General features: G+C 71.2%; 17 protein-coding genes. 11 read left to right on the plus strand and 6 right to left on the minus strand.

Going from position 1 to position 18,931, the window contains the following annotated elements; genetic code table 11:
- Window positions 1-47 precede the first annotated feature (47 nt).
- From ACAM42_RS14230 to ACAM42_RS14245, 4 genes are all read left to right on the plus strand, one after another.
- A complete protein-coding gene (locus tag ACAM42_RS14230; protein WP_369632404.1) occupies window positions 48-1,202 on the plus strand; it encodes a CaiB/BaiF CoA transferase family protein in 1,155 nt (384 codons plus the stop codon).
- Between the two features lie 53 nt (window positions 1,203-1,255).
- On the plus strand, window positions 1,256-2,224 hold the full coding sequence (locus ACAM42_RS14235; protein WP_369632405.1) for a Bug family tripartite tricarboxylate transporter substrate binding protein: 969 nt from the start codon (window positions 1,256-1,258) through the stop codon (window positions 2,222-2,224).
- A gap of 8 nt (window positions 2,225-2,232) precedes the next feature.
- A complete protein-coding gene (locus ACAM42_RS14240) occupies window positions 2,233-4,041 on the plus strand; it encodes an acyclic terpene utilization AtuA family protein (RefSeq protein WP_369632406.1) in 1,809 nt (602 codons plus the stop codon).
- Window positions 4,042-4,239: 198 nt separating this feature from the next.
- Entirely contained in the window at window positions 4,240-4,863 is a 624-nt protein-coding gene (locus tag ACAM42_RS14245) for a hypothetical protein (protein ID WP_369632407.1), read from the plus strand.
- A gap of 6 nt (window positions 4,864-4,869) precedes the next feature.
- Here ACAM42_RS14245 and ACAM42_RS14250 read toward each other — a convergent pair whose 3' ends face one another.
- Together ACAM42_RS14250 and ACAM42_RS14255 are read right to left on the minus strand one after the other, a co-directional pair.
- Complete coding sequence (locus tag ACAM42_RS14250; RefSeq protein ID WP_369632408.1) at window positions 4,870-5,415, minus strand: SRPBCC family protein; 546 nt, start codon at window positions 5,413-5,415, stop codon at window positions 4,870-4,872.
- A gap of 40 nt (window positions 5,416-5,455) precedes the next feature.
- Complete coding sequence (locus ACAM42_RS14255; protein WP_095744933.1) at window positions 5,456-5,815, minus strand: helix-turn-helix transcriptional regulator; 360 nt, start codon at window positions 5,813-5,815, stop codon at window positions 5,456-5,458.
- Window positions 5,816-5,990: 175 nt separating this feature from the next.
- Between ACAM42_RS14255 and bla the strand changes: the two genes are divergently transcribed.
- The 5 genes from bla (at window position 5,991) to ACAM42_RS14280 (ending at window position 11,928) form a co-directional block, all read left to right on the plus strand.
- Window positions 5,991-6,878 (plus strand): class A beta-lactamase, encoded by an 888-nt coding sequence (gene bla, locus ACAM42_RS14260; protein ID WP_369632409.1) that lies wholly within the window; start codon window positions 5,991-5,993, stop codon window positions 6,876-6,878.
- A gap of 49 nt (window positions 6,879-6,927) precedes the next feature.
- Window positions 6,928-7,923, plus strand: coding sequence for a LysR family transcriptional regulator (locus ACAM42_RS14265; RefSeq protein ID WP_369632410.1), 996 nt, complete (start codon window positions 6,928-6,930; stop codon window positions 7,921-7,923).
- A 141-nt stretch (window positions 7,924-8,064) separates the two neighbouring features.
- Window positions 8,065-9,636 (plus strand): AMP-binding protein, encoded by a 1,572-nt coding sequence (locus ACAM42_RS14270; protein WP_369632411.1) that lies wholly within the window; start codon window positions 8,065-8,067, stop codon window positions 9,634-9,636.
- A gap of 20 nt (window positions 9,637-9,656) precedes the next feature.
- On the plus strand, window positions 9,657-10,895 hold the full coding sequence (locus ACAM42_RS14275) for an acyl-CoA dehydrogenase family protein (RefSeq protein ID WP_369632412.1): 1,239 nt from the start codon (window positions 9,657-9,659) through the stop codon (window positions 10,893-10,895).
- 34 nt (window positions 10,896-10,929) lie between these two features.
- Entirely contained in the window at window positions 10,930-11,928 is a 999-nt protein-coding gene (locus ACAM42_RS14280) for a tripartite tricarboxylate transporter substrate binding protein (protein ID WP_369632413.1), read from the plus strand.
- A 10-nt stretch (window positions 11,929-11,938) separates the two neighbouring features.
- Here the strand turns inward: ACAM42_RS14280 and ACAM42_RS14285 are convergent, their stop codons facing one another.
- Complete coding sequence (locus ACAM42_RS14285; protein WP_354347693.1) at window positions 11,939-12,562, minus strand: hemolysin III family protein; 624 nt, start codon at window positions 12,560-12,562, stop codon at window positions 11,939-11,941.
- A gap of 205 nt (window positions 12,563-12,767) precedes the next feature.
- Here ACAM42_RS14285 and ACAM42_RS14290 point away from each other — a divergent pair, with 205 nt between their 5' ends.
- Window positions 12,768-13,763 (plus strand): sialic acid TRAP transporter substrate-binding protein SiaP, encoded by a 996-nt coding sequence (locus ACAM42_RS14290; protein WP_369632414.1) that lies wholly within the window; start codon window positions 12,768-12,770, stop codon window positions 13,761-13,763.
- On the opposite strand, the gene ACAM42_RS14295 is transcribed toward ACAM42_RS14290, so the two are convergent.
- Window positions 13,760-14,779 carry an AraC family transcriptional regulator ligand-binding domain-containing protein gene (locus tag ACAM42_RS14295; protein WP_369632415.1) on the minus strand — a complete coding sequence of 340 codons (1,020 nt, stop codon included), beginning with the start codon at window positions 14,777-14,779 and terminating at the stop codon, window positions 13,760-13,762. The two genes, ACAM42_RS14290 and ACAM42_RS14295, sit on opposite strands and share 4 nt — an antisense overlap.
- 140 nt (window positions 14,780-14,919) lie before the next feature.
- Between ACAM42_RS14295 and ACAM42_RS14300 the strand changes: the two genes are divergently transcribed.
- Window positions 14,920-15,711, plus strand: a complete 792-nt coding sequence (locus ACAM42_RS14300) for a crotonase/enoyl-CoA hydratase family protein (RefSeq protein WP_255221122.1) — start codon at window positions 14,920-14,922, stop codon at window positions 15,709-15,711.
- A gap of 9 nt (window positions 15,712-15,720) precedes the next feature.
- Here the strand turns inward: ACAM42_RS14300 and ACAM42_RS14305 are convergent, their stop codons facing one another.
- A complete protein-coding gene (locus ACAM42_RS14305) occupies window positions 15,721-17,145 on the minus strand; it encodes a GTPase/DUF3482 domain-containing protein (protein ID WP_369632416.1) in 1,425 nt (474 codons plus the stop codon).
- Window positions 17,142-18,530 carry a DUF2868 domain-containing protein gene (locus tag ACAM42_RS14310; protein ID WP_369632417.1) on the minus strand — a complete coding sequence of 463 codons (1,389 nt, stop codon included), beginning with the start codon at window positions 18,528-18,530 and terminating at the stop codon, window positions 17,142-17,144. Before ACAM42_RS14310 ends, ACAM42_RS14305 begins: the two co-directional genes overlap by 4 nt.
- Window positions 18,531-18,931: the final 401 nt, after the last annotated feature.

Below are 18,931 nucleotides of genomic sequence, written 5' to 3' on the forward strand. Positions count from 1 at the left end.
GGCGCATTCGATACCACGGAGACAAGGGGCCCACGCGCCCCCGTGACATGGACACCAAAATTCTGGAAGGCATCCGGGTGCTCGAGCTCGGACAGGTGCTGGCGGGGCCCTTCGCGGGCGCGATCCTGGCCGACCTCGGCGCCGACGTCGTGAAGCTCGAGCGCGTCGAGGGCGGCGACGACGCGCGCCACATGGGCCCGGCGTTCCGCCACGGCGACGCGCTCAATTTCCACGTCTTCAACCGCGGCAAGCGTTCGGTCGCCATCGACCTGAAGAGCGAAGAGGGCATGGCGGCTTTTGAGACTCTCGCGGCCGGCGCCGACATCCTCATCCACAACCTGCGCCCGGGCGTCACGCAGTCGATGGGCATCGACGGCCCGTCGCTGTGCGCGCGCCATCCGCGGCTCATCTACTGCGAGATCTCGGCCTTCGGCCACACCGGTCCGCTGCGCATGCAGCCGGGCTACGAGCCGCTGATCCAGGCCTTCAGCGGGCTGTCGAGCATCAACGGCGGGCCCGACGACCCGCCGATGCGCACCGGCGCCTCGGTCTGCGACCAGGGCACCGGCATGTGGGCCGTGATCGGCGCGCTGGCGCTGCTGCAGCGGCGCCACCTCACGGGCCGGGGCGGCGTGGTCAGCACCTCGCTGCTGGAGACCGCGCTGGTCTGGACGGGCCAGAAAGCCGACGCCTACGTCAACGAAGGCCGGCTGCCCGAGCGCCACCGCTCGGGCCATCCGGGCTTCGTGCCTTACGAGGCCTTCGACACCGCCGATGCGCCACTGCTGATCTGCTGCGGCAACGACCGGCTCTTCGCCAAGTTCGCGCACGAACTCGGGCGCGACGACTGGACCACCGACGCGCGCTTCGCCGGCAACCGCCAGCGGCTGCAGCACAAGGCGGCGCTGTTCGAGGAGATCGGCCCGCTGCTGCGTGCGCGCACCCGCGCCGACTGGATGGCGCGCTTCACCGCCGCCGGCGTGCCCTGCGCGCCGGTGCACACCGTGCCCGAGGCCGTCGCGCACCCGCAGGTCGAGGCGCTGGGCATGCTGCAAGCGGTGCCGGGCGAAGACTTCCGCCTCACGGCGCTGCCGATGTCCATCGACGGCGTGCGGCCCGCGCACCGCGCGGTCGCGCCCCGGCTGGGCGAGCACAACGCGGCGCTCGGCGCGCCGCCGGTGCCGCAGCGCGACGGCGCCTGAGCGACCGCACCCTTTCCCTTTTCAAGAACGACATCCCACCGGAGACATCACCCATGCGCACTTCCATCTTCCGCCTCGGCGCGGTCCTGGCCTTCGCGGTCGCGGCGGCGGCACCTGCCCAGGCGCAGGACTACCCCGCCAAGCCGCTCACCGTCGTCGTGCCCTTCGCGGCCGGCAGCGGCACCGACCAGCAGGCGCGCAGCTTCGCGCAGGCCCTGACCACCGAGTACAAGGTACCGGTGATCGTGGAGAACCGCGCCGGCGCCAGCGGCTTCCTGGCCGCACAGTACGTCGCCAAGGCCGCGCCCGACGGCTACACGTTGCTGATGACCACCAACACCACGCACGCCGCCAACGAGCACCTGTACAAGAAGCTGCCCTACGACCCGGTGAAAGACTTCACGCCGGTCGGGCTGCTGTCCAAGGGCCACATGCTGCTGCTGGTGGGGGCCGATTCGCCGATCAAGTCGGTGGCCGATCTCGTGGCGGCGGCGAAGAAGTCGCCGGGCAAGCTCAACTTCGGCAGCGGCAGCTCGTCCAGCCGCGTGGCGAGCGAGCTGCTCAAGCAGATGGCGGGCATCGACATGGTGAACGTGCCCTACAAGAGCAACCCGATGGCCATCACCGACCTGCTGGGCGGGCAGGTCGACTTCATGTTCGCCGACGCGCCCACCGCGCTGCCGCACGTCAAGAGCGGCAAGCTGCGCGCGCTGGCCGTGAGCGGCGACAAGCGCCTGGCCGCCGTGCCCGCGTTGCCGACCGTGGCCGAGGCGGGCGTGAAGGGCTACGACATGTCGTACTGGACCGCCGTCTACCTGCCACCGGGCGCGCCCGCGGCCGTCACGCGCAAGCTCAACGAGATGCTGGTGAAGGTGTCGGCCTCGCCGGCCATCGTCGCCTACCAGGCCATCTCCAGCGGCGAGGCCGCCACCGGCACGCCCGAGGCGCTCGCGAAGTTCCAGGCCGCCGAGTCGCAGAAATGGGGCCGCGTGATCCGCGCCGCCGGCATCGAGCCCGAATGAGCCGCGCGATGAACAGCTCCCACACGCAGCAGAAGACCGTGCGCATCGGCGGCGCCTCGGGCTTCTGGGGCGACAGCAGCACCGGCGCGCCGCAGCTCGTGGCGCACGGCGGCATCGACTACCTCGTGTTCGACTACCTCGCCGAACTCACGATGTCGCTGCTGGCCGGCGCGAAGCTGAAGAACCCCGACGCCGGCTACGCCACCGACTTCGTCACCACCGCCATGGCCGCCGTGCTGCCCGACGTGATGCGCCAGGGCATCCGCGTGATCGCCAACGCCGGCGGCGTGAACCCGCGCGCCTGCGCCGCCGCGCTCACGCAACTGGCGGCTGGCATGGGGCTCGCGCCGCGCATCGCCGTGGTCATGGGCGACGACGCGTTGCCGCACGCCGAGGCGCTGCGCGCGCAGGGCATCGGCCACATGAGCACGGGCGCGCCGCTGCCCGAGCGCCTCGTGAGCGCCAACGCCTACCTGGGCGCCGTGCCGATCGCGCGGGCGCTCGATGCCGGCGCGCAGATCGTCATCACGGGCCGCTGCGTCGACAGCGCCGTCACGCTCGGCGCGCTGATGCACGAATTCGGCTGGGCCGACGACGACTGGGACCGCCTCGCGGGCGGTAGCCTGGCCGGCCACATCATCGAATGCGGCGCGCAGGCCACTGGCGGCCTGCACACCGACTGGGAGCAGGTGCCCGACTGGGCCCACATCGGCTACCCGGTGGTCGAATGCGCGGCCGACGGCAGCTTCGTCGTCGGCAAGCCGCCCGCCACCGGCGGGCTGGTGAGCCGCGCCACCGTGGGCGAACAGCTGCTGTACGAGATCGGCGACCCCGCGGCCTACCTGCTGCCCGACGTGACCTGCGACTTTCGCACCGTGCAGATCGAGGCCGTGGGCACGGAGCTGGTGCGCGTCTCGGGCGCGAAAGGACGTGCGCCCTCGGGTCGCTACAAGGTCACGGCCACCTACGCCGCGGGCTACCGCTGCAACGCCGAGCTGCTGATCGTCGGCTTCGATGCCGCCGCCAAGGCGCGGCGCAGCGGCGAGGCCATGCTGCGCCGCACGCGCGACCTGTTCGCGCAGCGCGGCTGGGCCGACTTCTCGGCCACCCACATCGACGTGCTGGGCGCCGAGCAGTGCTACGGCCCGCACGCCACCGCCCAGCCGCCGCGCCAGGCGGTGCTGCGCGTGGCCGTGACGCACGCGGACAAGGCGCCGCTCGAACTCTTCGCGCGCGAGATCTCGGCGGCCGGCACCTCGTGGGCGCCCGGCACCACCGGCCTGGGCGGCGGGCGGCCGTCGGTGGCGCTGTCGATCCGGCAGTTTCCGCTGCTCGTGGACAAGGCGCTGTTCACGCCCGTGGTCGAGATGGCGGGCGAGTCCTGGCCCGTGGCGGTGAGGGCGCAGGCAGCGCAGGTCGCCATGGCCGATGAGGTGGCGTCGCAGGCAGACGCCACCGACCCGGACACGGACGACGAATGGCTCGAAGTGCCGCTGATCCGCCTGGCCTACGGCCGCAGCGGCGACAAGGGCGACGTCTCGAACATCGGCATCCTCGCGCGCGAGCCGCGCTTCCTGCCCGTGCTGCGCGAGCAGCTCACTGCGCAGGCCGTGCGCGCCTACATGGCGCACCTGGTCGCAGGCGAGGTGACGCGCTACGAGCTGCCCGGCATCGGTGCCTTCAACTTCGTCTGTGAAGCGGCGCTGGGCGGCGGCGGCATGGCCTCGCTGCGCACCGACCCGCTGGGCAAGAGCATGGCGCAGATCCTGTTGTCGATGCCGGTGCGCATCGCAGCCCGCCGGCTGCGCGCGGCCTGAGCCGACGCGCCGCCGGGCCCGCGTTTTCAGCGCGGGCCCACGCCATCGCGCATCGCTTTCGGATTCGTCCGATGGCCTGCCGCGGTGGTTTTTCCTAGAGTGCTTCGTTCTCTGAGCGCTGGCCGTTTTCCGGCCGGTCTGCTCTTCCTTCTTTTCGTCAGATGGCCGCCTTTTTTGTGAAGGCGCTCGAAGCACGCCATGTCCTTGTCCAGATTCCTTTCCTTCCATCCCCGCCTGCGCGCGGGCCGCTGGCTGCTTGCCGCCGCCACGCTGGTCGCGGGCTGCGGCCCCGTCGCCGTCACGCCGTACGTGCCGCTGCCTCCGATGCCGCCGCCTTCCGAGCCGATGAACATGGCCGTGCCCGTCGCGGTGTCGGCCACGAACTCGCGCAAGGGGGCTGTGTACCGGCCCGCGCCCGCGGTGGTGCCCGAGCTGGCGCAGGTCGTGTTCTTCCGCCGCGCCACGTCCGCGCCCAGCACGGGCGCGGCGCATGTGTATGTCGACGGCGAGTTCCATGCCGCGCTGATGCCCAACGGCTTCACGCGCCTGTGCGTGGCGCCGGGCGCGCATTCGCTCGAGGCCTACATCGACGATGCGCCGCTGTACGCGGGCAAGTCGCAACCGAAGACGCAGGCCGTGCTCGAAGGCGGGCAGACGGTGTTCGTGGCCGTGTCGGAAATGGGCGAGGGCGCGCCGGTGCCCCACGGCAGGGTCGCGGCCGAGCGCCTGCTCAAGAGCGCGCGCGAGCAACGGCAGGTGATAAGCCGCGCCGTCCGCGTGCAGCCCTGCCGCGCGCCTTCGCAGCCCGCCCGCCGGGCCTGACACCCTTCAACGGATGTGCGTCGCGTAGGCCGCCTCGGCGGCCTCCAGTTGGGTCCAGAAGCCTTGCGGCGCGCACCCGTGCAGCACCTCGTCGAGCACGCCCAGGTGCGCGTGCCAGCCGCTGGCCACGCTCAGCGTTTCCTTGCGGTCGGGCAGGCGGCGGTGCGTGAGCACCAGGTGCGTCGCTTGCGCACCCTGCGGCGACAGTTCGAAGCTGACCTCGGACGCGTCCTCGCGCTCGCTGCCCCAACTGATGACCAGCAGGGTCGGCGGCTCGATGCGCAGCACGCGCGAGTGCTGCACATGGGTCTCGCGGTAGGCCGCGAAGCGCTCGGGCGCCACCTCGCCCGACAGCTCGGTGTGCTGGAAGCGCAGTTCGAACACCGCGCCCGGCGCCTGCGCCATGGTGCCGCCGGCCAGCCAGCTGCGGCGCTTCTCGGGATCGACGAGGTAGGTCCACACGCGGTCGATGGGGCCGGGCAGGGTGCGCTCGATGCGCAGGGTGCCGGGCTCGGTCTGCGTGCCCAGGCTGTGCTTCAAGGTCGTGGTCATGGGGCAGTGCTCCTTGGGTGAATGAAGGGAGAGAAGGTGCTCACGCGCGGCCGTGGCCGTCGTCGTGGGCATCGCGCCGCAGCGCATCCGCCAGCGCGTCCAGGCGGTGGTTCCAGAAGACTTCGTACGCGCGCAGCCACGCATCGGCCGTGGCGAGCGCCGCCGGTTCCAGCCGGCACACGTGCGCGCGGCCCTGCACGGTGCGCGACACCAGCCCCGCGCGCTCCAGTGTCTTGACGTGCTTGGAGGCGCCCGCGAAGGACATGCGAAACGGCGCGCCCAGCTCGCCCACGCTGCATTCGCCCTGCGCGAGCAGCTGCAGCATGGTGCGCCGCGTGCTGTCGGCCAGGGCGTGGAACACGGCGTCGAGCCGTTCGTCTTCGATTTCAAGTTCAACCATGAAGTTGAATATAGATCGGTTCCAAAGAAAATTCAACCCGAAGGTTGAATGACGAAGTGGCGTTACACCTGATACACCCGGGACGCCGTGCGCGCTCCGGGCGCTGGAAGCGCGGCAGCGGCGCTCCTACGATGCCTTTCATTCCATCCACTCGCGAAAAGAAAGACGCACGCACATGAACCCTCTGATCCAGCGCCGCACCCTGTTGCTCGCCGCCGCCGTGACCCCGCTTGCCGGCGCCTGCAGCGCATGGCCGAAGAAGGGCGCGCAGTCGGACGCCGAAACGCAGCTCGCCGAACTCGAGCGCGCCTGCGGCGGGCGCCTGGGCGTGTCGGGCTTCCACACCGGCAGCGGCGCGCGCCTGCAACACCGTGCGCACGAACGCTTTCCGCTGTGCAGCACCTTCAAGCTGGTGCTCGCCGCGGCCGTGCTCGAACGCAGCGCGACCGACGCCAGCCTGCTCGGGCGCCGCATCAGTGTCGGCAAGGGCGACCTGGTGTCGCACTCGCCGGTCGCCGAGAAGCACCTCGCCACCGGCATGACCGTGAACGAGATGTGCGCCGCCACCATGCAGTACAGCGACAACGCCGCCGCCAACCTGCTGCTGAAGGTGCTGGGCGGGCCGGCCGCCGTCACGGCCTTTGCGCGGCGCATCGGCGACACCACCTTCCGCCTCGACCGCACCGAGCCCGAGCTGAACACCGCCATTCCCGGCGACCCGCGCGACACGACCACGCCCGCGGCCATGAGCGACACCGTGCAGCGGCTGGCGCTGGGCGACGCGCTCGGCGCGCCGCAGCGCGAGCAGATGCGCGAATGGCTGCTCGGCAACACCACCAGCACCGAGCGCTTCCTGGCCGGCGTGCCCAAAGGCTGGCGTGTGGGCGACAAGACCGGCGCGGGTTCGTACGGCTCCACCAACGACGTCGGCGTGCTGTGGCCGCCGTCGGGCGCGCCGCTGGTGCTGTCGGTCTACCTGACCTTCCCCGACAAGGACGCGAAGGGCCGCAACGACGTGGTCGCCTCGGCCACGCGCATCGCAGTGAAGGCCCTGGCAGGCTGAGCCGGCGACGGGGCCACAATGGGTGCCCCCATCTTTCCCCGGCCGCCCCATGGACCTGAGGTCTCTTCGCTATTTCATCGCGGTGCTCGAAGCCGGCAGCCTGTCGCGCGCGGCGGCGTCGCTGTACGTGGCGCAGCCCGCGCTGACCGCGCAGATCAAGAAGCTCGAGGCCGAACTCGGCACGCAGCTGTTCGACCGCTCGCACGTGGGCGTCACGCCCACGGCCGCCGGGCTGCAGCTGTACCAGGACGCGCGGCGCCTGCTGTCGGATGCCGCCGCCATGCGCGAGCGGCTGCAGCGCGCACCCGACGGGCCCGAGGGCTCGGTCACGGTGGCCGTTCCGTTCCTGCTGGCCTCGCTGCTGCTCGGGCCGGTGCTGGCGCGGCTGAAGCAGTCGCATCCGCGCATCCGCGTGTTCGTGATCGACGACCTGAGCCTGATGGTGCGCAAGGCGATGGTCGATCGCCGCGCCGACATCGGCCTGCTGGTCGACACCCCGAGCGTCGAAGGGCTCGATGTGCGCCCCTTCGTGCGCGAAGGCATGTTCCTCTGCGGCTTCGATGCGAAGGGCGAGGTGGCGGCACTGCTCGGAAAAAGTGCGAAGGGTGGACGTGCGAAGAAGAGTGCGCCGGTTCGCCCCACAGTGCCTTTCGCACGCGCCGCGAGCCTGCCGCTGGTGCTGCAGTCGCGCCGCTTCAGCATCCGCCAGCGCGTCGAGGCGGCGGCCGAGGTGGTGGGCGTGGAACTCAACGTGGTGCACGAGCACGACTCGGCGCGCGTGCTGCGCTCGCTCTACCTGGCGGGCGCGGGCTTCACCGTCACGCCCGCCTGCGCGCTCGCGGACGGACCGGGCGATCAGCCGAACTGGTTGATCGCACGCATCGTCGAGCCCGAGCTGGCGCGCACGTACCACCTGGCGACGCCGGCCGGCAAGGTGCCCGACGCGGCCACGCAGGTCGTGAGGCAAGCGCTGGCCGACGAGGCACGCTCGATGATCGCCTCGGGCCGCTGGGACGCGCAGTTCCTCGGCGACGGCAAGCCATAGCCATCGCGAACGGAGGTGCCGTGCGCCGGGGCCATCATCTTTTGTGATGGCCGCGCATCAGCAATCGGTATTTGTTGTGCGGCGGCGTTGTTTGCGAAAGTTCTCCCCACGGTGCACAGGCACCGGCCTCAAGGAGACAACTTGCCCTCACTTTCGCCCGAGGTCGCCAACGTCGGCGAACTCGCATCCCGCGCCGCCCGCCTGCATGCCCGGCAGATCGCCGTGACCAGCCCGCAGCGCGCCTGCACCTACGAACAGCTCGACCGGCGCGCCAACCGCCTGGCCAATGCCCTGCGCGGGCTCGGCCTGCAGCGCGGCGACCGCGTGGGCGTGTACCTGCCCAACTGCGTCGAGATCGTCGAGCTGGAGCTGGCCTGCTACAAGGCCGCGCTGGTGAAGGCGCCGATGAACGCGCGGCTCGCACCGGTCGAGGTGGCCGAGGTCATCGAGAACAGCGACGCCGCGCTCATCGTCACCACCGCCGCGCGCGCCGAGACCTTCCTGCCACTGCTGAAGGGCGCGGCACCCAAGCTGCTGCTGCTCGACGCCGCCGAAGGCGCGCCCGCTTCCTACGAAGGCCAGCTGGCACGCGCGAGCGACGCCTTCACCTGCGAGCGCGTGCGCGCCGACGAGCTGGCCGTGCTGCACTACACCTCGGGCTCCAGCGGCGTGCTCAAGGCCGCGATGCAGACCTTCGGCAACCGGCTGGCCCAACTGCGCAAGTTCCTCTCGCGCAGCGAAGGCCTGCGCCCCGGCGACCTGCTGGGGCTGGTGGGGCCGATCACGCACGCCTCGGGCATGCAGATCGTGCCGGCGCTGTGCAGCGGCGCGACCATCCGCCTGTTCACCGGCTTCGAGCCCGCGCGCTTCCTGGACGACATGAAGAAGGAGCGCGTGACCCACACCTTCATGGTGCCCACCATGATCAACATGCTGCTGGCCGAGCTGCAGGGCCGCTACCGGCCGCTGCCCGACCTGCAGCGCCTGGGCTACGGTGCCGCGCCGATGGCGCCCGCGCGGATCATGCAGGCGATGGACGTGTTCGGCCCGGTGCTGTCGCAGGGCTACGGCGCGGGCGAGACCACCTCGGGCGTGTGCGGCCTCTCGGTGGAAGACCACCTGTTCGCGCGCGCCGCCATGCCCGAGCGGCTGGCCTCGTGCGGGCGGCCGTTCCTCGAATCGCTGGTGGAGATCGTCGACGACGAAGGCCGACCGGTGGCGCCCGGCGAGGTGGGCGAGATCGTGGTGAGCGGCGAGGACATCTTCGCCGGCTACTGGCGTGCGCCCGAGCTCACGGCCGAGGTGCTGAAGCACGGCCGCTATCACACGGGCGACCTCGCGCGCGCCGACGACGAGGGCTACATCTACATCGTCGACCGCAAGAAGGACATGGTCATCAGCGGCGGCTTCAACGTGTACCCCTCGGAGGTCGAGGCCGTGCTGTACCAGCACGCGGCGGTGGCCGAGGCCTGCGTGTTCAGCGTGCCCGACGACAAGTGGGGCGAGGCGGTGGCCGCGCACATCGTGCTGAAGCCGGGCGCCTCGCCCGACACGGCCGGGCTCGACGACTTCTGCGCCGCGCGGCTGGCGGGCTTCAAGCGGCCGCGCCGCATCGAGTTCGTCGAGTCGCTGCTGAAGAACGCCAACGGCAAGGTCGCGCGCAAGGCGATCCAGACGCCGTACTGGGCCGGCCACGCGCGCCGCGTCAATTGAACAAGAGCGAAGAGAACGACATGGACACCACGCTGACCCCTTCCGCCGCACCCACCGAGGCTTCGGCCATCCGCGCGCCGCTGTTCGACGGTCCCTTCGAGGGCTCGCCGCGTGCGGCCGAGTTGATCGCCCGCATCGGCGATTTCCTGAACGGCGAACTGGCCGACCTGGTGCGCGAGAAGGGCATCGACCACGAGCACGGCCCCGACAGGGAGACGCTGCGCCACGTCTGGCGCCGCTCGCACGCGATGGGCTTCTACGGCATGACGCTGCCGCCGGCGATGGGTGGCCTGGGCCTGTCGCTGCTCGACCATGTGCTGGTGAAGGAATCGATCTACGCCAGCGGCTCGCCGCTCGCGCCGCATGTGTTCGGCGAACTCAGCGGGCCGCCGCGTGTCGGCGCGCTCGCGAAGTTTGCGACGCCGGAGCAGATGGCGAAATTCATCCGTCCCGTGGCGCAGGCCGAGAAGGCGATCTGCTTCGCGCTTACCGAAGCCGAGGCCGGCTCCGATGCCGGCGCGGTGCAGACGCAGGCGCGGCGCGAGGGCGACGTGTATGTGCTGAACGGGCGCAAGCGCTTCATCTCGGGCTCGCCCTTTGCCGATCTCGCGGTGCTCATGGCGTCCACCTCGGACGATCCGGCGCGCCGCGAGGTGACGGCGTTCTTCGTCGACCTGACGCAGCCGGGCGTCCAGGTGCAGGCGGGCTACAAGACCATGGCGGGCCAGTCGACCACGGGCGACATCGTGCTCACCGATTGCCGCGTGCCGGCCGCGAACCTCATCGGCGAGCCCGGCAAGGGATTGGCACTGGCGCTAGGGCGCATCACGGTCAACCGGCTGCTGCACTGCCCGGGCATGGTGGGGCTGGCCACCGTGGCGCTGAAGGACGCGCGCGACTACGCGCGCACGCGCCGCCAGTTCGGCCGCGCCATCGCGCAGTTCCAGGCGATCCAGCATTCGCTGGCCGACATGGCGACGCAGCTGTGCGCGGCGCGCGCGCTGATGCTGTCGACCGCGCGGCAGATCGACGCCGGTGGCGACCCGCGCGCCGAGGCCTCGATGGCCAAGCTGTTCTGCTCGGAGGCCGCGTTCCGCGTGGCCGACGCGGCGGTGCAGATCCACGGCGGCGAAGGCATCGTGCAAGGGCGGCGCGTGGAGTTTTTGTTCCGCATGCTGCGCATGTACCGCGTGCTCACGGGCACGAGCGAGATCCAGAAGAACATCATCGCGCGCGAGCTGATCGGCGATGCGGCCTGAGGCCGGACCACAAAATCAGGAGACACCACAAGCCATGACTCTCATCAATGCCAATCGCCGCGCGCTGTGCGGTGCGATCGCGGCCTCGGCGCTGCTGCCGGCCGTTGCTCGCGCAGCGGGCGCGAACGCTTCCGCCTGGCGACCGACCCGCCCGGTCAAGTGGGTCGTGCCGTACCTGGCCGGCACCGGCCCGGACAACGCCGCGCGCATCCTCGCGGAAGCGCTCGGGCCCTTGCTGGGGCAGCCGGTCGTCATCGAGAACCGCGGCGGCGCGGCCGGCAACATCGGCGCGCGCCAGGTCGCGCGCGCCGCGCCCGACGGCTATACCTGGATCTACTCGAGCGCGCCCATGGCCGCCAACATGCGCATGCAGCAGAACCCCGGCTACGACGCGCTCAAGGACTTCCGCCACATCATGCGGCTGACCACCTCCGACGTGCTGCTGGTGGTGAATGCGGGCTCGGGCATCCAGACCCTGCAGGAACTCGTGGCGCGTGCGCGCGCCAACCCCGGCAAGCTCGACTACGCCTCGGGCGGCGTCGGCACGCCCTCGCACCTGGGCGTGGAGCTGTTCCTGCAGGCCGCGGGCGTGCAGGCCACGCACGTGCCGTACAAGGGCGCGTCGGAAATCGTCAACGCGGTGCTGGGCAACCAGGTGAACTTCGGCATGCCGATCTTCTCGGTGGCGCTGCCGCACGTGCAGGGCGGCAAGCTGCGCGCCCTGGGCGTGGCCGGCACCAAGCGCAACGCGGCCCTGCCGCAGGTGCCGACGCTGGCCGAACTGGGGCTGCGCGGCGTCGAGCTCACGTCGTGGGGCGGTGTCTCGGTGCCTGCGGGCACGCCTGACGCGATCGCTGCGCGCATCTACGAGGTGTTCGGTCAGGCGCTGAAGCAGCCGTCGGTGATCGCCGCGCTGACGGAGCTGGGCAGCGAGGTGAGCCCGTCGACGACCGAGGCCTACGTGCAGGGCTTCGCGAGCGAGATGGAACTGACCGAGCGGATGATGAAGACCGCGAAGCTGCAGCCGCTGTAAGAAGCAGGCTTCAGAGCACGAACCAGCCCACGGCCACGTAGTGGCTCGTGGTGCCGGCCAGCACGAACAGGTGCCAGGCGCCGTGCGCGTGGCGCAGCCCCCGCCGGTTGCGATAGAACACCGTGCCCACCGTGTAGAGCACGCCGCCCGCGACCAGCCAGGCCAGGCCCGTGGCGTGCAGCTTCGCCGCCAGCGGCGCGGCGGCCAGCACGCCGAGCCAGCCCATGCCGATGTACAGCGGCAGCGAAGGCTTCTTCGCCGTACCGGTCTCGGCGGGCTTCAGTTCGCGCCAGATGCCGAAGCACGCCGCGCTCCAGATCGCCGCGAGCAGCAGCCAGCCCCAGGGGCCTTGCAGCGTGACGAGCGCGAAGGGCGTGTAGGTGCCCGCGATGAGCAGGAAGATCGCGCAGTGGTCGGCGCGCTCCCACAGGCGCTTGCTGCGGCCGCGCGTGCTGTGAAAGAGCGTGGAGGCCGCGTACAGCGCCACGGCCGAGAGCGAGAACACCAGCCCGCCCGCGATGCGCGCCGGGTCGCCGGTGGGCAGCGTCTTGGCGAGCAGCAGCGCGGCCGCCGGCAGTGCGAGCAGCAGGCCGAACAGGTGGCTGTAGCCGTTGAGTCGTTCGCCGGGGTACATGAGGTGCTGAGGTGCGGTGGGGAAGTGGGCGCGTCGGGCGCACGCGGATGCTAGGGAAGGGCCATGACTGCCCCGTGACCGGGCAAACCCTGTCTGAATTCCGGTTGCAAATGTTTACATTCAGCGGCCGGGATGCGTTCCCGACACCCGCCGCGTGCTTTGGCGCACCAGTGCCGGCGGGCCTTCTCACCGTGAGGGACTGCCGATGAAAAAACGTTTGATGTCGTGGCGCCGGGCTGCTGTCCTGTGCGTCGCCATGGGGAGCGCCGCTGTCGCTTGTGCGCAAGTGCAGCAGTTCAAGTGGGGCCACATCTACGAGCCCGCGAGCATCTTTCACCAGCAGGCCGAACTGGCGGCGCGCAAGATCGCCGAGCAGTCCGAGGGCAAGATCAAGATCGAGGTGGTGCCCGCCTCGAAGCTGGGACAGGAGCGCGACTACGCGCTGATGCTCGCCAACGACGCCATGCAGATCGCCTACGTCGGGCAGGCCACGCTGGCCGAGGGCTACCCGCCGCTGGGCCTGGGCAGCTACCCCTTCGCCTTCAAGGACCTGGACCACGTGCGCAAGTACCTCGCGAGCCCGCTGCTCGCGGACCTGATGAAGGGCTACAACGAACGCAGTGGCAACCGCATGGTCGCGTCGGTCTACTACGGCGCGCGGCAGGTGACCTCGGGCAAGCCGCTGCAGCGCCCCGAGGACTTTCGCGACCTGCGCCTGTACGTGCCCGACGCCGCGGCCTACCAGCTCTTCGCCACCGCGCTCGACGCCAAGCCCGTGTCGCTGCCCTTCAACAGCCTGTACGGCGCGCTCAAGAAGAACGAGGTCGAGGCGCAGGAGCATCCGCTGGGCACGGTGCGCGCCAAGCAGCTGTACGAGGTGCAGAAATACGTGCAGCTCACGGGCCACATCTACGACACGCTGGGCATCGTCATCGGCAAGGCCGCCTGGGCCCGCCTCACGCCGCCGCAGCAGGCGATGGTGGAGAAGACGCTGGCCGACACGGCCAAGTGGACCAACGTCGGCGTGATCGCCAGCGAGCTCGAAGACGAGCAGTTCCTGCGCAGCAAGGGCATGACGGTGCAGCCGGTCAACCGCCTGCCGCTGCTGGAGCGCGTGACGAAGCGTTCCTCGCCCGAGCAGATGGGCGCGCGGCCGGGCGACTTCGCCAAGCTGCAGGCGCTGGCCGGCGCAGCGAACTAACCCGCGCGCTGGCGGTAGCCACGCGGCGTGCTGCCGGTCCACGTGCGAAAGGCGCGGTGGAAGGCCGGCGTGTTGTCGAAGCCGACCGAGGCGGCGATGCGGTCGATGGGTTCGCGCGTCTTCACGAGGCGCTGGATCGCGAGGTCGCGCCGCACCTCTTCCTTCAGAGCGCGAAAACTCGTGCCCTCGGCCGCGAGCTGGCGCGACAGCGCGCGCTCCGACATGTGCACCGCGCGCGCCGCCGCGCCCAGCGTGGCGTCCGACGCGAGGTGCGCGGCGACGAACTCGCGCACCGTGGCGCTGGTGGTGTCGTGGTCGAAGGTGACGAAGATCCAGTCGTCGGGCGCGCGGCGCACGAAGTCGAGCAGCTCGGCGCGCGTGCGCTGGAAGGTCTGGCGCAGCACCGGTTCGGCAAAGCGCACCGAAGACGTGTCCTGCTCGAACTGCAGCGGGCCGGGGAACAGGTTGGCGTACTCGTCGAAGCGCGCCGGGCGCGGGAACGCAAAGCCGACGCCCAGCACCGGCAGCTGCCGCCCCATGAGCCACGAGGCCACGCCGTGGATCAGCTTGACCATCAGCGCATGGCCGAAGGGCGTGGTGGGCCGCGCGGCGGCTTCCGGGTGCGGCGCGATGGCGATCGTGGCCACGCCGTGGGCGCGCGTCATGCGCAGGCGGTGGTCGTCCAGCAGCAGGTTCCAGAAACGCGTGAAGCGGTACATGGCGACCATGAGCGAGGGCGCGTCGAGCAGGCTGAGCCCGAGGTACTTGAGCGCGCCCGCGCGGATCGGGCGCGACCACAGGCCCAGCATCTCGTCGCCCATGAAGAGCGACACGCACTCGTACATGCGAACGAACTGCTCGCGCGTGACGCGCGCGCCGTCCTGGCGCAGCAGCTGCGGCGAGAGGCCGGCCTGCGCGGCCAGCATGTCGATGTCGCGCGGGCTCAGCTGGCGGCGCGCGCCGCTCAGCAGGTGCTGCAGGAAGCTGACGGCGACGGTGGCGCGCTCTGGCGGCATGACGAGTTCAAAAGACGGTTGGCGGAATCTGCAAATGAATGGGCGCGATCTGCAAGCAATGGCGCGGCGCCCAGGGCTATCGTAGCCCTGAAGCGCCCCATTCCGGTGGCGGAACCCGCAATAACCCAAGGAGCCCTGCCGTGATCGAACGGAACGTCACCCTGCACATGGACGAAGAGGTCGCCGTCGTGACCCTGAACCGTCCCGCCAAGCGCAACGCCATCGACGAGGCCACGCTGGCCGCGCTGGACGCCGTGTTCAGTGCGCTGCCGCGCGAGGCCAAGGCCGTGGTGCTGACCGGCGCGGGGCCGCATTTCTGTGCCGGGCTCGACCTCAAGGAACACCACGACAAGGAGCGCACGGCGGTCGACTTCATGCGCGTGTGCCAGCGCTGGCACAGCACCTTCGACAAGATCCAGTACGGGGGCATCCCGGTGGTCGCGGCGCTGCATGGCGCGGTGGTCGGCGGCGGGCTCGAACTGGCGGCGGCCACGCACGTGCGCGTGGCCGACCCGTCGACCTACTTCGCGCTGCCCGAGGGGCAGAAGGGCATCTTCACGGGCGGCGGCGCGACGGTGCGCGTGGCGCGCATCATCACGCCGGGCCGCATGGTCGAGATGATGCTCACCGGCCGCGTGCTCGACGCCCGCGCCGGCAAGACGCTGGGCCTGGCGCACGAGATCGCCGCGCCTGGCGAGAGCCTGCGCGCCGCGATGGTGCTGGCCAAGCGCGTGGCGAAGAACGCGGCGCTGTCGAACTACGCGATGGTGACGTCGATCAGCCGCATCGCCGACATGTCGGCCACCGACGGCATGTTCGCCGAGTCGCTGATGGCGGCGGTGGTGCAGACCGGCGGGGAAGTGCAGACGCGGCTAGGGGCGTTTGTCGACAAGTCGCTGGCCAAGGTCACGCCCGAGCAAGTGGCGGGTTGAAGCCCGGCTTCAGGCGTCGAAGGCGCGCCGCAGTTCGCTCGACAGCGTGCCGGCCAGCGCCTCGCGCTGCGGCGCAGGGCGCCAGAAGCTGCGCGTGAGGGCGCCGGTCGATTCCCACTCGGGATGGCTGCGCGCGGGCTGCACGGCACGCACGGCACCGGCGGCTGCACGCATCAGCGTGTCGTCCTCGTCCGCCGACGGGGCCTCGGCCCGGATGCGCTCGACGGCCGCATGGCCGCGCCGCTCCAGCGCCTGCGAAAGCTGCAGCTGCCACGCCGCGAGCGTGAACAGCACGCTGTCTTCCACCGTGAGCTCGTGCATGTCGCGCAGCTTGTTGGCCAGCTTGCGCCCGAGCGGGCCCCAGCCCTGCGACACCGCGCCGCCGATGGCGCCGCCCAGCGCCGCGCCCGCGCCCAGCGACAGGCCCGCCACCGCGAGGTCGGCCACCACGCCCACGGCCGCGCCGATGACCGCGCCCTTGCCCAGGCGCAGGCCCGCGTCCTTCATCGCCTCGGGGTTGAAGAAGTCGAGCGTCCAGCGGCCTTCGATGATCGGCAGCGGCGCTTCGTCGGCGTCGCCCTGGCGAAAGCCGTAGAGCGCGAGCAGGTCGTCGGTGCAGCGCTGGGCCTTGTCGAACACGTCCTTCTGCACGCCGGCGACCAGCGCCTGGCGGCGCGTGGCGTCGGCGAACTCGGCGGCTGGCACGGTGCGGCGGATGGCCGCGGCATCGACCAGCAGGTCCGCGATGCGCGTGCAGGCCGACTGGCGGCGCGCGTCGGCCTCGGCGTCGAGCGCGTCGACCACGCCGCGCAGCACGTCGCGGCGGTCGCGCAGCAGCGTGGCGAGGTCGTTGTAGAGGTCGTGCTCGGCACCCACGAACGGCGCCGCCGCATCGAAGCGCACCTGCACGTGCAGGCCGTAGGCCGAGAGCAGTTCTTTCCAGGCCGGCTCGCGGCTGGCGGCATCGCGCACGAAGTTGAGCACCGGCAGCACCGGGCGCGCGCAGGAGTTCAGGAGCTCGATCTCGTCGCGGAACTTGGGCAGCACCGGCTCGCGCACGTCGATCACGAGAAAGGCGGCGTCGATGTCGAGCATGGCGCGCAGCACCTTGGCCTCCTGCTCGAACACGCCGTGCGCCTCGGGGCCCTGCAGAAAGCGGCGGATGCGCTCGGGCGGCGTGGCCTGCTGCGCGGCGTCGAGGCCGGCCAGGTGCTCGCGCAGCGCGACCGCGTCTTCCAGGCCCGGCGTGTCGAGGAAGCGCACGGCCGGCTGGCCGTTCACCTCGAGATCGACCGACTCGACATGGCGCGTGGTGCCCGGGCGCTGCGACACCTCGCCGAAGTTCACGCGCCGCGTGAGCGTACGCAGCAGCGAGGTCTTGCCCGCGTTGGTGTGGCCGACGACGGCAATGCGGATCGGAGTCGGGGAGGTCATGCGGTGGCGGTGCCTTCCGTGAAGACGGCATCGAGCCGGTCGCTCGCGACCACGTGGGCCAGCCCGGCGTCGCGCAACCAGTCGCGCCAGCGCTGCGTGGCGGCGGCGTTGGGCGCGTCGGCCAGCCAGAGCCGGCATTCGCCGCAATGCGCCAGCACCTCGCGCAGGAAGCGCTCGGTGCCACGGTCGGGGCTCGAGGCCGCATGGCAGACCAGCAGCACGGTGCGCGGGTGGATTTGCGCGAGCTGGTCGAGCAGCGCGCGGCGCGCCGGGGCGCTGCCGTCGATGCGGACCGCCGATGCTGGCAATCCGGCGGGTGGCCAGGCCAGGTCGGGCGGCAGTTCGAAGCCGACGACGAACAGGCCATCGTGCTGCTCGGAGGCCGGCAGGCCCGCGGGCGCGGCGGGGTGCGCGCGGCCGGGGTCGGCATCGACGATGGCGGGTGGCGCCAGCGCGGCGAAGCGGGCCAGCAGCTTGCGGTAGTAGGGCGCCTGCCAGTCGGGCTGCAGCGCGGGGCGGCGGTGGCGGCAGACGGCGGCGCTCAGCAGCACCAGCGCCAGGCGCGGCAGCAGGCCGTACACCGCGATGCAGCCGGTGAGCCACAGCGCCCAGGTGCGCTGGGCCGCAGCGACCGGCGCCGCCGATTGCACGGTGGCCGCATCGGGCACGGGAAAGCCGAACTGCGCCGGCAGCCAGCCCAGCGCCTGCACCACGCGCACGAAGAAGGCGGGCTCGAGGATAGTGGTTTCCCAGCTCAGCGTGTAGCTGCGAAAGGCGAGGGCGAACAGCATCGCGGCCAGCACCACGGCGAACGACAGCGCCCAGATGCCGTGGCTCACGAGCCCGAAGGCCCAGGGCAGCAGGCGCGCACGCGTGAGCAGCCCGGTGGCCGCGCGCACCAGCTGCGGCGCCTGACCGCGCTGGCCGCCCGCCACGCGCGCCGTGAGCGACAACCACAGCCAGCCCAGCGAGGCCGTGCCGAAGGTGCCCGACGGCAGCCACAGGCCGGCCAGCCACAGCGCCAGCGTGAGCGCATGTAAGCCAAGCAAGCTGACGAGCGCGACGATCACGTTGATGTGGCGGTCGTTGCCCCCGACCACCTGGCCCGCGAGGCCCAGGCCTGCGATCACGACCAGCGCCACCAGCGCCAGCAGCACCCACGGCGCCCATTGCCGGCCGCGTGCGAGTTCGGCCTGCAGGCCCATGCGCTCGCCGAGCTGGCGGGCGCGTTCAACGATGCGGGTGGGGCCGTCGGCTGCGCGCGAGGCCGCGGTGCGAAGGGCCGACGCGTCGTCGAGCGGGCCGTTCTGTTCGGTCCATCGGACCGCCTCGGTGATCACCGCATCCGGAAAAGCAGGTGCGCGCAGCGCGGTGGTGGTGATCAACAGGGTCCCTTCTTCTTCGCCAATGACGCCCCGGCGCAGCAAAGCGGTGGCGGGGCGCGCAAATTATGCCCGGCGCATGCAGAAGGCCTGCCCAAGAGAAACGGGGCCGCGAACGGCCCCGTGGCGCTGCGCTTGCGGTTTCAGCGCAGGCCGAAGAACGACAGCACGGCGACGACGACCACGACCAGGCCGACGATGTAGATGATGGAATTCACGCGAAGGCTCCTTGTGGTTGGCGATGACCCAGCATCGGGCGCCAATCGGCGCACGGGTGTCGGCGAGGGACGGCGCGTGCTGTAGGACTCGCGAAGCGCGCACACGGCGACAAATGCCCGAGATCGGCGTGGACGTGGGCGCGGGCGTGCACGCCCGGCCCGCTGTGTGACCATTGTTTGCAATGA

The organism is Variovorax sp. V35, from assembly GCF_041154465.1.
Taxonomy (GTDB): domain Bacteria; phylum Pseudomonadota; class Gammaproteobacteria; order Burkholderiales; family Burkholderiaceae_C; genus Variovorax; species Variovorax boronicumulans.